General features: G+C 73.1%; 14 protein-coding genes and 1 other RNA gene. 8 read left to right on the top strand and 7 right to left on the bottom strand.

What is annotated here, in order from left to right; genetic code table 11:
* Positions 1-561: 561 nt before the first annotated feature.
* Genes ABT123_RS24030 through ABT123_RS24020 form a run of 3 tightly spaced genes read left to right on the top strand, consistent with a single transcriptional unit; the run spans position 562 to position 3,568 of the window.
* Entirely contained in the window at positions 562-1,419 is an 858-nt protein-coding gene (locus ABT123_RS24030) for a Nif3-like dinuclear metal center hexameric protein (protein ID WP_351318116.1), read from the top strand.
* A complete protein-coding gene (locus tag ABT123_RS24025) occupies positions 1,416-2,159 on the top strand; it encodes a zinc ribbon domain-containing protein (RefSeq protein ID WP_351318218.1) in 744 nt (247 codons plus the stop codon). Before ABT123_RS24030 ends, ABT123_RS24025 begins: the two co-directional genes overlap by 4 nt.
* Complete coding sequence (locus tag ABT123_RS24020; RefSeq protein WP_502971030.1) at positions 2,159-3,568, top strand: bifunctional RNase H/acid phosphatase; 1,410 nt, start codon at positions 2,159-2,161, stop codon at positions 3,566-3,568. The genes ABT123_RS24025 and ABT123_RS24020 overlap by 1 nt, the downstream gene beginning before the upstream one ends.
* A 79-nt stretch (positions 3,569-3,647) precedes the next feature.
* Here ABT123_RS24020 and rnpB read toward each other — a convergent pair.
* Positions 3,648-4,049: RNase P RNA component class A (gene rnpB, locus ABT123_RS24015), an RNA gene on the bottom strand.
* 76 nt (positions 4,050-4,125) lie between these two features.
* On the opposite strand from rnpB, the gene ABT123_RS24010 reads away from it, so the two are divergent.
* Together ABT123_RS24010 and ABT123_RS24005 are read left to right on the top strand one after the other, a co-directional pair.
* Positions 4,126-4,860, top strand: coding sequence for a MerR family transcriptional regulator (locus tag ABT123_RS24010; RefSeq protein ID WP_351318114.1), 735 nt, complete (start codon positions 4,126-4,128; stop codon positions 4,858-4,860).
* Complete coding sequence (locus ABT123_RS24005) at positions 4,857-5,522, top strand: hypothetical protein (RefSeq protein WP_351318112.1); 666 nt, start codon at positions 4,857-4,859, stop codon at positions 5,520-5,522. Before ABT123_RS24010 ends, ABT123_RS24005 begins: the two co-directional genes overlap by 4 nt.
* On the opposite strand, the gene ABT123_RS24000 is transcribed toward ABT123_RS24005, so the two are convergent.
* Positions 5,509-6,957 carry an RNB domain-containing ribonuclease gene (locus ABT123_RS24000; RefSeq protein WP_351318110.1) on the bottom strand — a complete coding sequence of 483 codons (1,449 nt, stop codon included), beginning with the start codon at positions 6,955-6,957 and terminating at the stop codon, positions 5,509-5,511. The two genes, ABT123_RS24005 and ABT123_RS24000, sit on opposite strands and share 14 nt — an antisense overlap.
* A gap of 146 nt (positions 6,958-7,103) precedes the next feature.
* On the opposite strand from ABT123_RS24000, the gene yaaA reads away from it, so the two are divergent.
* Positions 7,104-7,904 (top strand): peroxide stress protein YaaA, encoded by an 801-nt coding sequence (yaaA, locus tag ABT123_RS23995; RefSeq protein ID WP_351318108.1) that lies wholly within the window; start codon positions 7,104-7,106, stop codon positions 7,902-7,904.
* A 52-nt stretch (positions 7,905-7,956) separates the two neighbouring features.
* Here the strand turns inward: yaaA and ABT123_RS23990 are convergent, their stop codons facing one another.
* Positions 7,957-8,712, bottom strand: a complete 756-nt coding sequence (locus ABT123_RS23990; RefSeq protein WP_351318106.1) for a bifunctional DNA primase/polymerase — start codon at positions 8,710-8,712, stop codon at positions 7,957-7,959.
* A gap of 228 nt (positions 8,713-8,940) precedes the next feature.
* Positions 8,941-9,543 carry a TetR/AcrR family transcriptional regulator gene (locus ABT123_RS23985; protein ID WP_351318104.1) on the bottom strand — a complete coding sequence of 201 codons (603 nt, stop codon included), beginning with the start codon at positions 9,541-9,543 and terminating at the stop codon, positions 8,941-8,943.
* Between the two features lie 140 nt (positions 9,544-9,683).
* Here ABT123_RS23985 and ddaH point away from each other — a divergent pair, with 140 nt between their 5' ends.
* The gene (gene ddaH / locus ABT123_RS23980; protein WP_351318102.1) at positions 9,684-10,499 is read left to right on the top strand and encodes a dimethylargininase; all 816 of its coding nucleotides are present in this window, start codon (positions 9,684-9,686) and stop codon (positions 10,497-10,499) included.
* 76 nt (positions 10,500-10,575) lie between these two features.
* Here the strand turns inward: ddaH and ABT123_RS23975 are convergent, their stop codons facing one another.
* Both ABT123_RS23975 and ABT123_RS23970 read right to left on the bottom strand, forming a co-directional pair.
* Positions 10,576-11,595, bottom strand: a complete 1,020-nt coding sequence (locus ABT123_RS23975; RefSeq protein WP_351318100.1) for a small ribosomal subunit Rsm22 family protein — start codon at positions 11,593-11,595, stop codon at positions 10,576-10,578.
* 9 nt (positions 11,596-11,604) lie between these two features.
* Positions 11,605-12,939, bottom strand: coding sequence for a Bcr/CflA family multidrug efflux MFS transporter (locus ABT123_RS23970; protein ID WP_351318098.1), 1,335 nt, complete (start codon positions 12,937-12,939; stop codon positions 11,605-11,607).
* Positions 12,940-13,047: 108 nt separating this feature from the next.
* Here ABT123_RS23970 and ABT123_RS23965 point away from each other — a divergent pair, with 108 nt between their 5' ends.
* Positions 13,048-13,809 carry an SDR family oxidoreductase gene (locus ABT123_RS23965; RefSeq protein WP_351318096.1) on the top strand — a complete coding sequence of 254 codons (762 nt, stop codon included), beginning with the start codon at positions 13,048-13,050 and terminating at the stop codon, positions 13,807-13,809.
* A 961-nt stretch (positions 13,810-14,770) separates the two neighbouring features.
* Here the strand turns inward: ABT123_RS23965 and ABT123_RS23960 are convergent.
* Positions 14,771-16,207 (bottom strand): hypothetical protein, encoded by a 1,437-nt coding sequence (locus ABT123_RS23960; protein ID WP_351318094.1) that lies wholly within the window; start codon positions 16,205-16,207, stop codon positions 14,771-14,773.
* Positions 16,208-16,577: the final 370 nt, after the last annotated feature.

Genomic DNA, 16,577 nt, shown 5'->3' with positions numbered 1-16,577 from the left:
CGGCTTCACACATAAGGGTGGCGGCCCGGCGATTCTCCTGTGAATGGGGAGGCGACTGTGCCATGCCTGCGGCGGCACACCCGCCGAGGCAGCCCCGGCCGCCCAACCCGAGCCGGCCCGGCCGACACCCCGGCCCCTGCCCGGCCCGGCCCCGGCACCGGCACCGGCGCCCGAGGCCGCCCCGGCCGCGCAGCCCGAGCGGCCTGGGCCGGGCCCGGCCGACGCCCCGGCCCGGCCGCGGCCCTGGCCGGCACCCTGGCCCCGCCTCCGGCTTCGGCCCTGGTCGGCGCCCAGGCTCTGACCCCGGCCCCGGCCCCGGCTTTGACGCCGCCTCCGGCGCTGCCGCCGACCGCCTACCCCGAGCCAGCCAGCCCGAGCCGGCTTGGCCGACGCCCCGGCCCCTGCCCGCCCCGGCTCCGGCGCCCGAGGCCGGCCCCGGCCCCGGCCGAGGCCCGAAGCCGACGTCGGCTCCGCGGTCTCGGCGTCACCGCCGCGGTGTGGCCGGGGCGGCAAGGGGCTGGTCCGCGGTGGGTTGGGTGTGGTGGGCGGTAGCCTTGGCCTGTGCCCCGTCTCTCTGAAGTCATCTCTGCGCTCGACGCCCTCTGGCCCCCCGCCCGGGCCGAGCAGTGGGACGCCGTCGGAACCGTCTGTGGTGACCCCGATGCCGAGGTCTCCCGCGTCCTGTTCGCCGTGGACCCGGTCCAGGAGATCGCCGACGAGGCGGTGAAGCTGGGTGCCGACCTCATCGTCACCCACCACCCCCTCTACCTGCGCGGCACCACCACGGTCGCGGCCGACACCTTCAAGGGCCGGGTCGTCCACACGCTGATCAAGAACGACATCGCGCTGCACGTGGCCCACACGAACGCCGACACCGCCGACCCCGGCGTCTCCGACGCCCTCGCCGGCGCGCTCGACCTGCGGGTCGTCGGGCCCCTCGTACCCGACCCCAGCGACCCGGCGGGCCGCCGAGGCCTGGGCCGGATCTGCGAGCTGGACCGCCCCGAGACCCTCCGCGAGTTCGCCGCCCGGGCCGCCGCCTGGCTGCCGCCCACCGCGCAGGGCATCCGCGCCGCCGGCGACCCGGACGCGCTGATCCGTACCGTCGCCGTCAGCGGCGGCTCCGGCGACAGCCTCTTCGAGCAGGTGCGCGCCGCCGGTGTGGACGCCTTCCTCACCGCCGACCTGCGCCACCACCCGGTGTCCGAGGCCCGCGAGCAGAGCCCGCTCGCCCTCGTCGACGCCGCCCACTGGGCCACCGAGTGGCCCTGGTGCGAGCAGGCCGCGGCCCAGCTCGACGCCATCTCCGAGCGCCACGGCTGGGGCCTGCGGACCCATGTCTCGCGCACGGTCACCGACCCCTGGACGGCCCACGCGCCGTCCGCCATCTCACCCTCTATCTCTGGAGCCCCCAACTGAACGCCGAGCCCGCCGACCAGATCCGACTTCTCGACGTCCAGGCCCTGGACACGCGGCTGTCGCAGCTCGCCCACAAGCGCAAGTCGCTGCCCGAGCACGCCGAGCTCGACTCCCTCACCAAGGACCTCACGGCGCAGCGCGACCTGCTCGTCGCCGCGCAGACCGAGGAGAGCGACACCGCCCGCGAGCAGACCAAGGCGGAGCAGGACGTCGACCAGGTCCGTCAGCGCGCCGCCCGCGACCAGCAGCGCCTGGACTCCGGCGCGGTCTCCTCGCCGAAGGACCTGGAGAACCTCCAGCGCGAGGTGGTCTCCCTCGCCAAGCGCCAGGGCGACCTGGAGGACGTGGTCCTGGAGGTCATGGAGCGCCGCGAGTCCGCGCAGGAGCGGGTCGCCGAACTGACCGAGCGGGTCTCCGCCCTCCAGGCCAAGGCCGACGACGCGACCACCCGCCGGGACGCGGCCACCGCCGAACTCGACGCCGAGGTCGCCTCGGTGACCAAGGACCGGGAGGTCATCGTCGGCTCGATCCCCGCCGACCTGATCGCCCTGTACGAGAAGATCCGCGCGAAGCAGGGCGGTGTGGGCGCGGCGAAGCTGTACCAGAAGCGCTGCCTCGGCTGCCAGCTGGAGCTGGACCTCTCCGAGATCAACGAGGTCAAGTCCGCGGCCCGGGACAAGGTCGTCCGGCACGAGAACTGCGGTCGCATCCTGGTCCGTACGGCCGACTCGGGTATCTGATGCGGCTGGTGGTCGAGGCGGACGGCGGGTCCCGGGGCAACCCGGGGCCGGCCGGCTACGGCGCGGTGGTCCTGGACCCGGTCACCGGCGAAACCCTCGCCGAGCGGGCCGAGTTCATCGGCATCGCGACGAACAACGTGGCCGAGTACAAGGGCCTGATCGCCGGACTCAAGGCGGCCAAGGAGCTGTCCGCCGACGCGTCGGTGCTGGTCCGGATGGACTCCAAGCTCGTCGTGGAGCAGATGTCCGGCCGCTGGAAGATCAAGCACCCGGACATGAAGCCGCTCGCCGCCGAGGCCGCCCGGATCCTGCCGGCCTCGCAGGTCCGCTACGAGTGGATTCCGCGGGAGAAGAACAAGCACGCGGACCGGCTCGCCAACGAGGCGATGGACGCGGGCAAGCGCGGCAAGCAGTGGTCGCCGTCCGACTCGGCGGCAGCCCTGGACCGCGGCGCGGCCCGCTCGCTGGCCACCCCGCCGCCGTCCGGCCCGCCCGGCGACCACGCAGCCGGCGCGGCAGCGGCCCGCGCAGCTCTTGCCGGTGCCGGTGCCTCCGGCCGTACGCGGACCGCTTCCGGTACGGCCGTCCAGGCCGAAGCCGCCTTCGCCGAGGCGGAGGGCGCCCTGTTCGGCGCGGCAGCGGCAGCCGCCGCGACGGACCTGGACCGGGATGCGGCTCGGGCGGCCGGGGCGCAGGTGCCCGGGGTCGCGAACGGGATCGGGACCGGGGCCGGGGCCCCCGCGGCGGGCGCCTCGCCCGGTGTCGGCTGGGCCGCGCCCGATCTCGGGACGCCCGCCACCTTCGTGCTGCTCCGGCACGGCGAGACCGCGCTCACCCCGGAGAAGCGGTTCTCCGGCAGCGGCGGTACCGACCCCGAGCTGTCCCCGGCCGGGCGCCGCCAGGCCGAGGCCGTCGCCGCGGCCCTGGCCGCCCGTGGCACCGTCCAGGCCGTCGTCACCTCCCCGCTGCGCCGCTGCCGGGAGACCGCCCAGGCGGTCGCCGACCGGCTCGGCCTGCCGGTGACGGTCGAGGACGGCCTGCGCGAGACCGACTTCGGCGCTTGGGAGGGCCTGACCTTCGCCGAGGTCAAGGACCGCTTCCCGGCGGACCTGCAGGCCTGGCTGGACTCCCCGAAGGCCGCCCCGACCGGCGGCGGCGAGAGCTTCAGCCAGGTCACCCGCCGGGTCTCGGCCGCCCGTGACCGGCTGCTGACCGCCCATGCGGGCCGTACGGTCCTGCTGGTCAGCCATGTCACCCCGGTGAAGACCCTGGTCCGGCTGGCCCTCGGCGCCCCGCCGGAATCCCTGTTCCGGATGGAACTGGCCGCGGCCTCCCTCTCGGCGGTGGCCTACTACGCCGACGGCAACGCCTCGCTGCGCCTGCTCAACGACACCTCCCACCTGCGATAAGAGCGGGAGAACGGGAGAGCGGGCGAAATGGCTCGGGCCCCGCACACATCGTGTGCGGGGCCCGAGCCATGTCTGGCGCAGAACAACCCGAGCTGTACGCCGGGTTCTGTCACCCGGTGACCTCGCGGTCGCCGGGGAGACGGCCATCCATCTAGGACCGGTGTTGCCACCGGCCTCGTGCGGTCTACCCGCGGACTCGGGCGGGCAGCCCTCGATCGTCCGCGCAGGGCCCTCCGAGGAGGACCCCTCTTGACCTTGCTCCGGGTGGGGTTTACCTAGCCGCCTGGGTCACCCCAGGCGCTGGTGGTCTCTTACACCACCGTTTCACCCTTACCGAAGGCCGTGAGGCCCCCGGCGGTCTGTTTTCTGTGGCACTGTCCCGCGGGTCACCCCGGGTGGGCGTTACCCACCACCCTGCCCTGTGGAGCCCGGACGTTCCTCGGCAGGGCCGAAACCCTGACGCGGCCGTCCGCTCGCGTTGTTCTGCGAACGACCATGCTACCCGGCACGGCGGCGCGGCTTGACCTTGACGCAACGGCAACGTTTCTACTGAACTCATGCGGATCGGAGAAATCGCCGCGCTCGTCGGGGTCACCACCCGGGCGATCCGGCACTACCACCACGTCGGACTGCTCCCGGAGCCGGAGCGCCGCGCCAACGGATACCGGGCCTACACGGTCCGGGACGCCGTGCTGCTGGCCCGGGTCCGGCGGCTGACCGAGCTCGGGCTCAGCCTGGACGAGGTCCGGGACGTCCTCGCCGACGACGCCGGCCGCGAGCTGGCCGACGTACTGGCGGAACTGGATGCGGACCTGGCCCGGCAGGAGGCGGAGATCCACGAGCGCCGGCGGCGGCTCGCGGTACTGCTGGCCGCGCCGCCCGGCGAGGTGGAACCCGTCTCGCCCGCCCTGGCCGCGCTGCTCGCCCGGGCGCCGGAGACCGGTTCGGTGACGGCCCGCAAGGACCGGGAGCACCTGGAGCTGCTCGACGCGACGGGCGAGGGCGAGGGCGTGTACGCGCTGCTCGCCCCGCTGGCCGCCGACCCCGCGGTCCTCGCCCTGTACGAGCGGCTCGACGAGCTGCACGGCGCGGCGGTGGACGACCCGCGGATCCCGGCCCTGGCCCGGGACCTGGTGGCGGCCGTACCGGACGAGGTGTTCGCCGGGATCCCGGCCGACGGCGGCCCGGTGGCCCCGGGCTTCAAGGAGGCCCTGCTGGCCGAGTACAGCCCCGCTCAGGCAGAGGTCGTCCGGCGGGTCATGGAGGCGTTCATGGAAAGGGGACGGGGATGAGCGGGCTCCGTGCGGAGGTCCGGGCCGCGGTCCGGACCGCGGTCCAGGCCGTGGTGCCGGTGCAGGTGCGCCGGCTGCTGGTGCACGAGCGGAGGGCCGTTGCCTCGCTGGGGCTGTGGATCGCGCGGCGCCGGCACGGGCTCGGGAAGGGCGATCTGGCCGCCCCGTACACGGAACCGCAGACGGCGATGATGTACGGGATGGTCTTCGTCTCGGTGATCGAGACCGTGGCCCTGGCCTATCTGATTCCCTGGCCGGCCGTGCACCGCGTGGCGCTGGTGCTCGACGTCTACGGGGTGCTGCTCGTGCTCGCGATGCACGCCGCCTGCGTGACCCGGCCTCATCTGGTCCGCGCCGACGGGGCGTTGCGGGTGCGGTACGGGGCCCTGTTCGACCTGGATGTCCCGGCGGACGCGATCGCCTCGATCCGGGTCGAGCGGCGCTTCCCCGAGGGCCGGCTGGTGCAGCTCGGCGAGAACGGCGTACTGGATCTGATCGTGGGCAGCCAGACCACGGTCTCGGTGGAGCTGACCCGGCCGCTGCCCTTCGTCCGGCCGCTGGGCGCACGCGGCGAGGCAACCGGCCTGCGCTTCCACGCCGATGACCCGGCCGCCCTTGTCGCGGCGGTGCGGGCCGGCCGGGAGGCCGCTACGGCAGGGTGAAGAGGACCTTGTCCTCTTCGGAATGTGCGGGGTCCGCCCGCTCGAGGGTGACCCGGACGCTCTCGCCGAGCACGAGATCCCGGTCCGAGGTCACCTTGCCGATGACGGCGGGGTCCGCCAGGTGCACCTGGCCCTCGTGCGGCTTGTTGAACTCCTTGTCGGTGTTGATGACCGTGGCGCCGAAGACCTCGCCCACCCGGTTCTTGAGCATCGCGGCCTCGGCCAGGTCCACGGAGCGCCGGTCCGCTCTGCTCCCCTTCCCCCGCGTCATGTCGCACGGCAGGCCGTACAGGGCCGTGAGCACCCAGTCCGGCGGTGCCTGGTCCGCGCAGGAGGCCACGCACAGCTCGCCGGTGTACCGGTCGATCAGGCGACGCAGCGGAGCCGTGCAGTGCGTGTACGGGGCCGCGATCGCCGCGTGGATCGTGTGCTCGGGGATGTGGTGGTCACGGAAGGGCGTGTACTCCGCTTTGAGCAGCATGGCGGTGGCCTCGCTGAGGAAGGCCATGTGCTTCTGGTTGTCGGGATTCAGGGAGCGGACCAGGTCGGCGTACGAGACATGGTGCAGCCAGTCGATGCCCAGGGTCCGGGCGATCTGGCGCACGCGGTCGACCACGTTGTTCTTGGCCGGCTTCTGGGTCCGCAGGATCCCCGTACCGCTGTCCAGCATCATCCGGGCCGCGGCCATCCCGGTCATCAGGGAGATCTGCTCGTTCCAGCCCTCCACGGGCAGCGATGCCACGTAGGTCAGCCGGAACGATCCGGCATCGAGGGTGACCTCCTGATCGGGCAGGGTCACGGAGACGCCGCCGCGGGCGATCTCGACGGCTTCCCGCAGCTTGCCGATCTCGCGCAGCAGGGTGACGGACTCCTCGGCGGTACCGGCGTCGATGTCCTGCTGGACGCCCGCGTAGTTCAGCTTGGCCCGGCTGCGGACCAGGGCCCGCCGCACGTGGGAGTGCGTGACCTCGCCGGCGGCGTCGAGGTCGTGCTGCCACAGCAGGGCGGGGACGGTCCGGTCCGGCAGCAGGCTGCCCGCGCCCTCGGAGATCACGGGCGGATGCAGGGCCACCTTGCCGTCGGGGAAGTACAGCGTCTCGACCCGCTCGTGGGCCTCGGCGTCCAGCGCGCCGCCGGGCGTGACGAAGGCGGCCACATCGGCGATGGCGTAGTGGACGCGGAAACCGCCGCCGGGCCGCCGCTCCAGGTACATGGCCTGGTCGAGGTCCTTCGACGACGGCGGGTCGATCGTGAAGAACGGCAGGTAGGTGGCGTCCTCGTCGGGCAGGTGGGGCGCGGCCACGGCCGCATCGGCCGCTTCGAGCACATGCGCCGGGAAGGCCGGCGGGACCTCCAGCTCCGTCCGGAGTTGCTTCAGGGCCGTGCGCAGGGCGGCCTCGGCGTCGGCGGACAGGTGCATGGGGTGACGGGGCATGTTCCGAGCGTAGGTCGGCGGCAGGGGAGCGGCGCGGCGAGCGGGGCCGGGGGAGGCCGCGGGAGGGGAAGGGTGCCCGCGGGAGGGCCTAGGCTGGCGTGTCGGGGCCGCACCCCCGCGTTCGTACGCGAAGAAGGAGAACCACCGTGCTCGTGCTGCTGCCGCCGTCCGAAGGAAAGGCCGCCGGCGGCTCCGGCGCACCCCTGAAGCCCGAAGGGCTCTCGCTGCCGGGGCTGGCCGCGGCGCGGGCCGCGGTCCTCGAGGAACTGGTCGAACTCTGCACGGGCGACGAGCTCAAGGCCCGCGAGGTGCTCGGGCTCAGCGAGGGCCTGCGCGGCGAGGTCGCCAAGAACGCGGAACTGCGCTCCGCGGTCGCCCGCCCGGCCGGGGAGATCTACACCGGTGTGCTCTACGACGCCCTGGGCCTGGCGGACCTGACCCCGGCGGCCAGGACCCTCGCGGAGGAATCGCTGCTGGTCTTCTCCGGCCTGTGGGGAGCGGTGCGGATCACCGACCGGATTCCGTCCTACCGCTGCTCGATGGGCGTGAAGCTGCCCGGGCTGGGCGCGCTCGGCGCCCACTGGCGTACGCCGATGGCCTCGGTGCTGCCGGCGGCGGCCGGGGACGGGCTGATCCTGGACCTGCGGTCCTCCGCGTACGCGACGGCGTGGAAGCCGAAGGGGGAGCCGGCCGGGCGCACGGCGACGGTGCGGGTGCTGCACGCACAGCTGGTCGACGGGGTGGAGAAGCGCTCGGTGGTCAGCCACTTCAACAAGGCGACGAAGGGCCGGCTGGTACGGGACCTGCTGCTGGCCGGGGCGAACCCGGCCACCCCGGCCGAACTGGTCGCGGCCCTGCGGGACCTGGGCTACGTGGTGGAGGCGCAGGCCCCGGCGAAGCCGGCCAAGCCGTGGGCCCTGGACGTGGTCGTCACCCAGATCCACTGACGTCCGGCCGCCCTCTGCCTGTGGTCAGCGGGCAGAGGGCGGCCGGACGTGGTCAGCGGCTGAGGGGCCAGGCGATGGCGGCGGCCGGGTCGTGGTCGGCCGAACCCGCGTACAGGGCGCACGCGTCCGTGAGGGTCTCCAGCAGGGTCAGCGGGTCCGGGAGCGGGTGCTCCATGCCGCGCAGCCAGGAGACGGACAGGTCACCGGGGAGCGCGGCCGGCGGGACCAGCACATAGCTGCCGCGGCAGTGCCAGCGCAGGCCCGGGTGTTCGTCCATGGTCTCGGGGTGGCAGTCCAGCTCGCACGGCCACCACTCGTCCTCGTCCTCGGGGGTGCCGCGGGTGGCCGTGAAGAACAGCATCCGGGCCTGGCCGGCCGGTCCGCCGACGCCGGATTCGGCGACCGGGCCGACGGAGATCCCGGCGGCGAGCAGCCGCTGCAACGCGTCGTGGCCGGCCTCCAGCGGGACGTCCAGGACGTCGTGGAGCATGCCCGTCGCGGTGATGAAGTTGGCCTGGGGCTGGTTGCGTGCCCAGCGCTCGATCTGCGCGCGGTCGGTGGTCGACTGGGTCTGCCAGGCGAAGGACAGGGGATGTCGTGCGGGGGTGGGACACCCGATGCGATCGCACGAACACCGGTATCCGGCGGGATGGGCCGCGGGGGCCAGCGGCAGGCCCGCGGCGGCCACGGCGAGCAGCAGCGCCTCGCGCTCGCGTGCGGGATCCTCGGCCTCGGGTTTCCGCCGGCGCAGCCAGCGGGAAATCCTGCTCTGCTCACCGCGTTTGAAGCGGCCGGACTCTGACCCCATGTATCCCCTCAACCTCACCGTTGGCCCCGGCAGTCCTTCACATGCTCCCACCATCCTGCGCCCCGGGTGACCGTACTCCTCAACCGGGGGCCTTCGGCCGAATGGGCGAGGGCCGCCATAAACCGGCACATAACCGCACTTCTCGAGCGGGTGGTTCCGGCCGGGGAGGGGCGGTGACTTTGCTCACCGGGGGTGCCGGGCGGCTAGCGAGGGGCGGTCACCGAGGGGTCACCGGGGGGCGAGGCCGGCCAGGACCCGGTCCACCAGCGCGTCGGTGAACGCGTGCGTGAGCGGAGCGGTCCGCAGTAGCCACCGGTACGTCAGCGGCCCGAGCAGCATCTCCACCGCCAGCCGCAGATCAGTGTCCTCGGCGAGCTGGCCGGCCTCCCGGGCCACCCGCAGTCGCTCCTCGTACAGGGCGAGCTGAGGCTCCAGCAGCTGCTCGGTGAAGCGGGCCCCCAGCTCCGGGTCGGTGGCCCCGGCGGCCGTGAGGGCCCGGGCCGGCGCTTCGTACTTCTCGTCGTTGAACTCGTCGACCGTGGCGCGGAGCACGTACTTGAGGTCGGCCGCGAGGTCCCCGGTGTCCGGGAACCCGGTCCACTCGCCCTCCTCCGCCGCGTCCCCGGCCAGCGCGAGCGAGGCGTCCAGCAGCACCGCCGCCTTCGACGGCCACCACCGGTAGATCGTCTGCTTGCCGACCCCGGCCCGGGCGGCGATGGCCTCGATGGTCAGCTTGTTGTAGCCGACCTCGCCGACCAGGGCGAGCGCCGCGTCCAGAATGGCCCGGCGGGAGCGGTCGCTGCGACGCGAAGCGTCAGGAATCTTCCCCATGCTCCCAGCCTATCAATCCGAGACGTCTCGTCTCCGGCTGCTTGAGAATCCCATGGTCAGGTAAACCACCCGAACAGTTCACTGCATGGTGCCGCTTGAGGAGAGACGATTCTCTTCACCATCTTCGTGAGGAGCCTTCTTTGCGCAGAGACGCCACACCCCGGCGGTACCTGATGTGCCCACCCGTGCACTTCGAGGTCACGTATTCCATCAACCCGTGGATGGACCCCACGAAACCGGTGGACCTGCCCCTCGCACTCACCCAGTGGGAGGACCTCCGCGACCGCTACCGCTCGCTCGGCCACACCGTCGAGATCCTCGAACCCCGGCCGGACCTGCCCGACATGGTGTACGCGGCGAACGGTGCGACCGTGGTCGACGGCCGTGTCCTGGGCGCCCGGTTCGCCTTCCCGGAACGCGCCGCCGAGGCCGAGGCGCACCTGGACTGGTTCCGGGCCCACGGCTATGCCGAAGCCGATGTCCACGAGCCCTCCCACATCAACGAGGGCGAGGGCGACTTCGCGGTCACCGAGAGCTGGCTGCTGGCCGGCCGGGGCTTCAGGTCCAGCCCGCTCTCGCACGACGAGGCGCAGGAGTTCTTCGGCCGCCCGGTGATCGGCCTGGACCTGGTCGACCCCCGCTACTACCACCTGGACACGGCGCTGAGCGTGCTCGACGGCGATGAGGTCATGTACTACCCGGAGGCCTTCTCGCCGGGCAGCCGGGCGGTGCTGCGGCGGCTCTTCCCGGACGCCCTGATCGTCAACCAGCAGGACGCGGCGGTGCTGGGCCTGAACGCGGTCTCGGACGGCCGGCACGTCATGCTCCCACAGGCGGCGACCGGGCTGTTCGAACCCCTGCGGGCCCGCGGCTTCGAGCCGATCGGCCTGGACCTGGGCGAACTGCTCAAGGGCGGCGGCAGCGTGAAGTGCTGCACGCTGGAGCTCCGCGAGTGAGCTGAGCCGAGCTGAGCTGAGCGAGCTGAGCTGAGCCGCGCGGAACCGTGCCTACGGTCTGCCGTCGGCCGGGGTGTCAGTCCCCGGCCGGCGGCGGCCAGGCGTCGCCCCACTCGGCGTCCCGCGCCGCCCGGTAGGCCTCGCCGTGCCGCTTGCTCACCGTGGTCCGGCCGAGGCCCTCCGACTCCGGACCGCACAGGTCGAGCAGGACCAGACCCTTGCGGATCTGCGGCTTCCGGGTGATCCGGGAGGCCGCCGGGGCCACCGGGAACCGGACCGCCGCCACATAGCTGAACTTCTCGTCCTCGTACGCCAGCGAGCCGCCCTTCACCTGCCGGTGCAGGGAGGACCGGCTGACCCGGGCCGAGAAATGGCACCAGTCCTCGCCCGGCACGATGGGACAGGTCCCGTCGTGCGGGCACGGCGCCGCCACCGTGAACCCGGCCGCGATCAGCGCGTCCCGGGCCTCCCGGATCCGCAGGTAGCCCTCCGGGGTGCCCGGCTCGATGACGACCACGGCCTGCCCGGTCCGGGCCGCCTCGGCCACCACGGCCCGCCGCGCCTCCGCGGTGAGTTCGCCCAGTACGTACGAGACGGTGACCAGCTCCGCCTCCGGCAGCGCGAGCCCCGCCCCGATGACCGCCTTCCGCCACTCGGCGCCGCGCAGCACCGCGGAACCGGCACCGGCCGCCAGCTCCCGGCCCAGGGCCAGAGCGGGCTCCGCCCAGTCCAGCACCACGGTCTCGCGCGGCCCTTCCCAGGTGGCGTCCACCGCCCAGGTGGCCGCCCCCGTCCCGCCGCCCACGTCCACGTGCGAGGCGGGCGCCCAGTTGGGCGCGGCGGCGGCCAGCCCGGCCAGGGCCGCCCGTACCGCCTCGAAGGTGGCCGGCATCCGGTACGCCGCGTACGCCGCCACGTCCGAGCGGTCCCGCAGCACCGGGGCGTCCGTCGGGGTGCGCCCCCGGTAGTTGCTGATCAGCCGCTCCACCGCGGCGGCGGCCTGCTTCGGCGGCAGCCCGTCGAGCAGACCGGCCAGGGCGGCCCGCAGGCTCTCGGCGGTGGTGGGTTCGGACGGGGCCGGGGCGAAGGCGTTCACCTGCGAAGTTTACGGCGCCGGCGGGGTGGGCTGGGGCGTCTGAGTCGGCTGGGTCGTGACCGCAGCCTGCCGCCAGGGCCGGCACATGCCCGCGAAGCAGGCCACGGCCAGTAGCGCGCACACCAGCTGCACCACGGCCATCGGCACCGCCGTGTCCTCCCCGGCGATCCCCACCAGCGGCGAGGCCACCGCGCCCACCAGGAAGGAGGAGGTGCCGAGCAGGGCCGAGGCGGAGCCGGCCGCGTGCGGGGTCCGCATCAGCGCCTGCGCGTTCGTATTGGGCAGCACCACGCCCATGGCGGACATCAGGACGAACAGCCCGGCCGCGACCGGCGTCAGCCCGACCTTCCCGAACACCCCGGTCGACATCAGCAGCAGCGCAGCCGCGGCCACCGTGATCACGGCCAGGCCCACGGCCAGCACCTTGTCCAGGCTGACCCGGCCGACCAGCAGCTTGCCGTTGATCTGGCCGGCGGCGATCAGCCCGACCGAGTTCAGGCCGAACAGCAGCGAGAAGGTCTGCGGGGAGGCCCCGTAGATCTCCTGGATCACGAACGGGGAGGCCGAGATGTAGGCGAAGAGGGTCGCGAAGGCGAAGCCGCCCGCCAGGGTGTAGCCCGCGAACACCCGGTCGGCGAGGAGCCCGCGCATGGTGCGCAGGGCCGCGCCGACCCCGCCGGTCTGGCGCCGCTCGGGCGGCAGGGTCTCGCCGAGCCCGCGCCACATCACCACGGTGAGGACCGCGCCGATGGCGGCCAGGACGAGGAACACGCCGCGCCAGTCGGAGAAGCGGAGCACCTGGCCGCCGATCAGCGGGGCGATGATCGGGGCCACGCCGGATATCAGCATCAGGGTGGAGAAGAAGCGGGCCATCTCGACGCCGTCGTACAGGTCGCGGACGACGGCCCGCGCGATCACGATCGCGGCTGCCCCGGCCAGGCCCTGGACCAGCCGGAAGGCGATGAGCAGCTCGGCGGTGGGGGCGAGCGCGCAGACGGCGGTGGCCAGCACGTACATGACCATGCCGATGGTCAGGGGGCGCTTGCGGCCCCACTTGTCGCTCATCGGGCCGATCACCAGCTGCCCCAGGGCCATGCCGGCGAGGCAGGCGGTGAGGGTCAGCTGGATGGTCGCGGCCGGGCTGCGGAGGGAGGTGGTGACCTCCGGCAGTGCCGGCAGGTACATGTCCATGGACAGGGGCGGGAGGGCGCTGAGCCCGCCGAGGATGAAGGTGACGAGCAGGCCGGTGCGGCGCGCCGCGGCGGTGGAGCCGGAAGGGGTGGAAGGGGCGGGTGTGGGGACGGTGGCGGAGGAGGATGCCTCGGTGGGGCCTCTCTCTGGCATGGACGGCTCCAGTCTTCTCATCGTCTCTTCGCACCCCTGGCCGACCCATGTTCTCAGCTGTCGGAACGTCCCGGGTCCTGCGCGCGGTGTGACGTACTCTCCGGCCTCATGAACGCAAGCGGGAACAAGATCGCTGTTGTGACCGGTGCCGGTTCCGGCATCGGCCGTTCCGTCGCCCTGGCGCTCGCCGAGGCGGGCTGGTCGCTGGCCGTTGCCGGCCGCCGGACGGAACCGCTGGTGGCCACCGCGGCGGCGGCCGGGCCCTCGGCCGAGGTGCTGTGCGTACGGGCGGACGTCAGCGATCCGCAGGACGTGGCCGCGCTCTTCGCCGCCACCCGGGAGCGCTACGGGCGCCTCGACCTCCTCTTCAACAACGCGGGCACGTTCGGCCCGGCCGGGGTCCCGCTGGAGGACATCGGGTACGAGGAGTGGAAGCAGGTGGTGGACGTCAACCTGACCGGGGCGTTCCTGTGCGCGCAGGCGGCCTTCCGGATGATGAAGGAGCAGGACCCGCAGGGCGGCCGGATCATCAACAACGGCTCCATCTCGGCGCACGTGCCGCGGCCGAACTCAATCGCCTACACGGCGACCAAGCACGCCATGACCGGCCTGACGAAGTCCCTCTCGCTCGACGGCCGTCCGTACCGGATCGCCTGCGGCCAGATCGACATCGGCAACGCGGCCACGGAGATGACGGAGCGCATGCAGACGGGCATCCTGCAGGCCAACGGGCAGCTGGCGGTGGAGCCGGTGATGGACGCGGCGGACGTGGCCGGCACGGTCCGCCACATGGCGGAACTCCCGCTGGAGGCGAACGTGCAGTTCGCAACGGTCATGGCCACGGCCATGCCATACATCGGCCGCGGCTGAGGGGGCGGGGGCTCCGGGCGGGGGCCCGCTCCGTCGCCCGTGCGCGGGTGTACGGGGCTCCTGGCGCGGGCCCGCTCCGTCGCGTTGCTCGGGTGCACGGGGCTCCCGGCGCGGGCCCGCTTTCTTGCCCCCCTCTCGGGACCGGGGCGGGGCGGGGTGTCCCGCCCGCCCCCCGCAGGCTTCGGTCGGACGGAGTCCGGTGGCGGGGCGGGGACCTTCGCCTCCGCTGGACGGAGCCCAGAGCCGGAGCCGCGGCTCCGGGGCCCGCAGCGCGGGCCTGCTGGCCGGTTGAGCGGAACCCCGCCCTGCCGACCACGCGCGCTCGGGCGCGGGCTCCGGGGCAGAGCCCCGGTTTCGGGAAAGGGCGGGGCCAGGGGTTGGGCGCTTTCTCCTGGACGGGATCAGGTGGTGTCCGGGGGCTGCCCGTCAGTCCCAGTGTCGTTCCGTGTCGGCCGTCGGCCTCAAGGGCGCTCCTTCGTCGCGTCGCTTCGCGATTCCGCTGCGCTCCACCCTTGACCCCGCCGTCCGCCCCGGAAAGACAAGGACTGTCGGGAAGCCCCCGGGGGGAGGGCCGGCATGGGGGACGTGTCCCAGATGCGGCCATGCCCAAGGGGCTGAGCAGCGGCTGCCGCCCGACCGGCCGCCCTTGCGGGCGGAAAGCTCCGCTTCCCCGAAGCCCGAACCTGTTTGGCGGGGCGGAGCCCCCGGTCGCAGCAGATCGCTACGCACTCCGGCTGGTTTGGTGGCTCGCGGCCGTCCTTGCGGGCGGAGAACTCGGTTTCGCCGAAGCCCGGGCGCATTTGGCCGAGCGGAGCCCCAAGGCGCCCCACATCGCCGCCCACTCCGGCCGGTTTAGCGTCCCAAGACCGCCCCACCAGCCATCCGGAGGTAGGTGTAAGGCGGCGGGCGGATCGTTTGTGGCTGGACGTCGAATGGCGGGGAGACGGAACTCGGAGCAGGGTCAGCGGCCGAGCGCGTAGCCGAACGGGCTGCCGGCCGGGAGGGAGCTGAAGGTGCCGGCGAAGAGGTTGCGGGCACCGGTGGTCGTCGGGCCGGTGGCCGAGCCGCGTACGAAACTCACCATGCCGTCCCCGTAGTACGGCCACTCCGTGCTCGTGTTGTTCTCACCATTGGCGGAGACGGTCAGCTCGGCCAGCTTGTCCTTCGTGTAGTCCACGAGGCCGACCTGGTAGCCGAACTTGTCGTGGGTCTCCGAGACACCCGGCATCCCTGCCGTGTCCTGGGTCAGGAGCATTCCGCCGGTGGCCGTCACGATCCCCGTTGCGCTGCCGCGCAGCACGGTGACCGAGCCTGCGTCCTGGATCGTGCCCTGGTCCTCGCCCATGGCTCCGATGGCGAGTTCCGGGTGCCCGTCCCCGGTGACGTCGCCGATCGCGACGGACGAGCCGAACTTGTCGTAATCCTCCGCGACTCCCGGCACTCCCGCGGTCGACTGCGTGATCACCTTCTGGGGCTCGTCGGTGATGCCGCCGACGCGGCCCTTGTAGATGGCCACCTCGCCGCCGGGCGCTTCGAACTCGTTGGTCGGGCGGCCGATCACGATCTCGGCCTTGCCGTCCTTGTCCAGGTCCCCGACGGCCGCGTCGCTTCCGCCCTGGTACGGGCCCCCGGGCCACCAGGTCGCGGAGCCGTCCAGCTTGCCCTTTGCGCCGTGGTAGACACCGAACATCGGCACACCGCCCAAACCCGTGTACTGGAACACGACATCGTCGCGCCCGTCCCCGTCCACGTCACCGGCAGCCAGACCGTGCGTGCCGAACGTGGTGGCGTCCGTCGTGCGCGTCAGCGTCGTGGCGGAGGCCGCCACGGTGAAACGACGCATACCGCCTTCGGGCGTCGACCGTTCGGTTGCCACGACATCGGGACGGCCGTTGCCGTCCATGTCGGCCGCCGTGACGGCCAGGCCCAACTGTTTGGTGGTCCCCATCAGGCGGGAGGCCTTGGCAAGACCCATGGGGCTGCCGAAGAGGACCGTCACCGATCCGGGCGCCTGGTCGAGGGCGACCGCGCCGACGCGGTCCCAGGGGGCGCCCACGGCCAGGTCGGAGAAACCGTCGCCGTTGAAGTCGCCGACGGCCAGGGAATATCCGAAATAGTCGTTGCTGTCGGGATCACCCGGGATGCCCGTGCTCGACTGGGTGATCACCCTGCGCTGGGCGGTGACCAGCCCGTCCGGGCCGCCCGGCATGACCGCCACATAGCCGGCGCCTGCCTTGCCGCCGACCGCCGCCCCGGGGGCACTGGTGACGAAGTCGTTGTACCCGTCCCCGTTGAAGTCGCTCTTGTGTACACCCGACGCGTCGGCCGCGGCGGCAGGACCCGCCGAAACCACCGTTGCCGCGACCGCGAGCACCGCCCATCCCTTGCGTATCCGCACAATCCCACCTGATCTGTTCGACGTCCGCCTACCGGCAGTGCGGACAGACTGTAGGGCACCGGTTCCGGCCGATTGCCGCCGACCCCTGTGCGGCCACGGCCATCCGTCAGCCGCCTGACGACCTGTGTCAGAAGTGGCAGTTGGCGGCCTATGTTCGACCATGGGCGGCCCGGGGACGCCGAGGCGGCCGGAGCACGTAGTGGCCGATGGGGCGGGGGCCCGGGCACGCTCCGTCGCGTTGCGCGCGTGTACGGGGCTCTTGGCGCGGGCCCGCTTCTTCGCCCCCCTCTCGGGACCGGGGCGGGCGGGTTTCCCGCCCGCCCCCTGCGGGCTTCGGCCGGACGGAGTCCGGTGGCGGGGTGGGGTACTT

Source organism: Streptomyces sp. NPDC002054, from assembly GCF_040296685.1.
GTDB lineage: Bacteria > Actinomycetota > Actinomycetes > Streptomycetales > Streptomycetaceae > Streptomyces.
The sequence above is the reverse complement of the archived record's forward strand: the minus strand, read 5'-3'. Positions and strand labels throughout refer to the sequence as shown.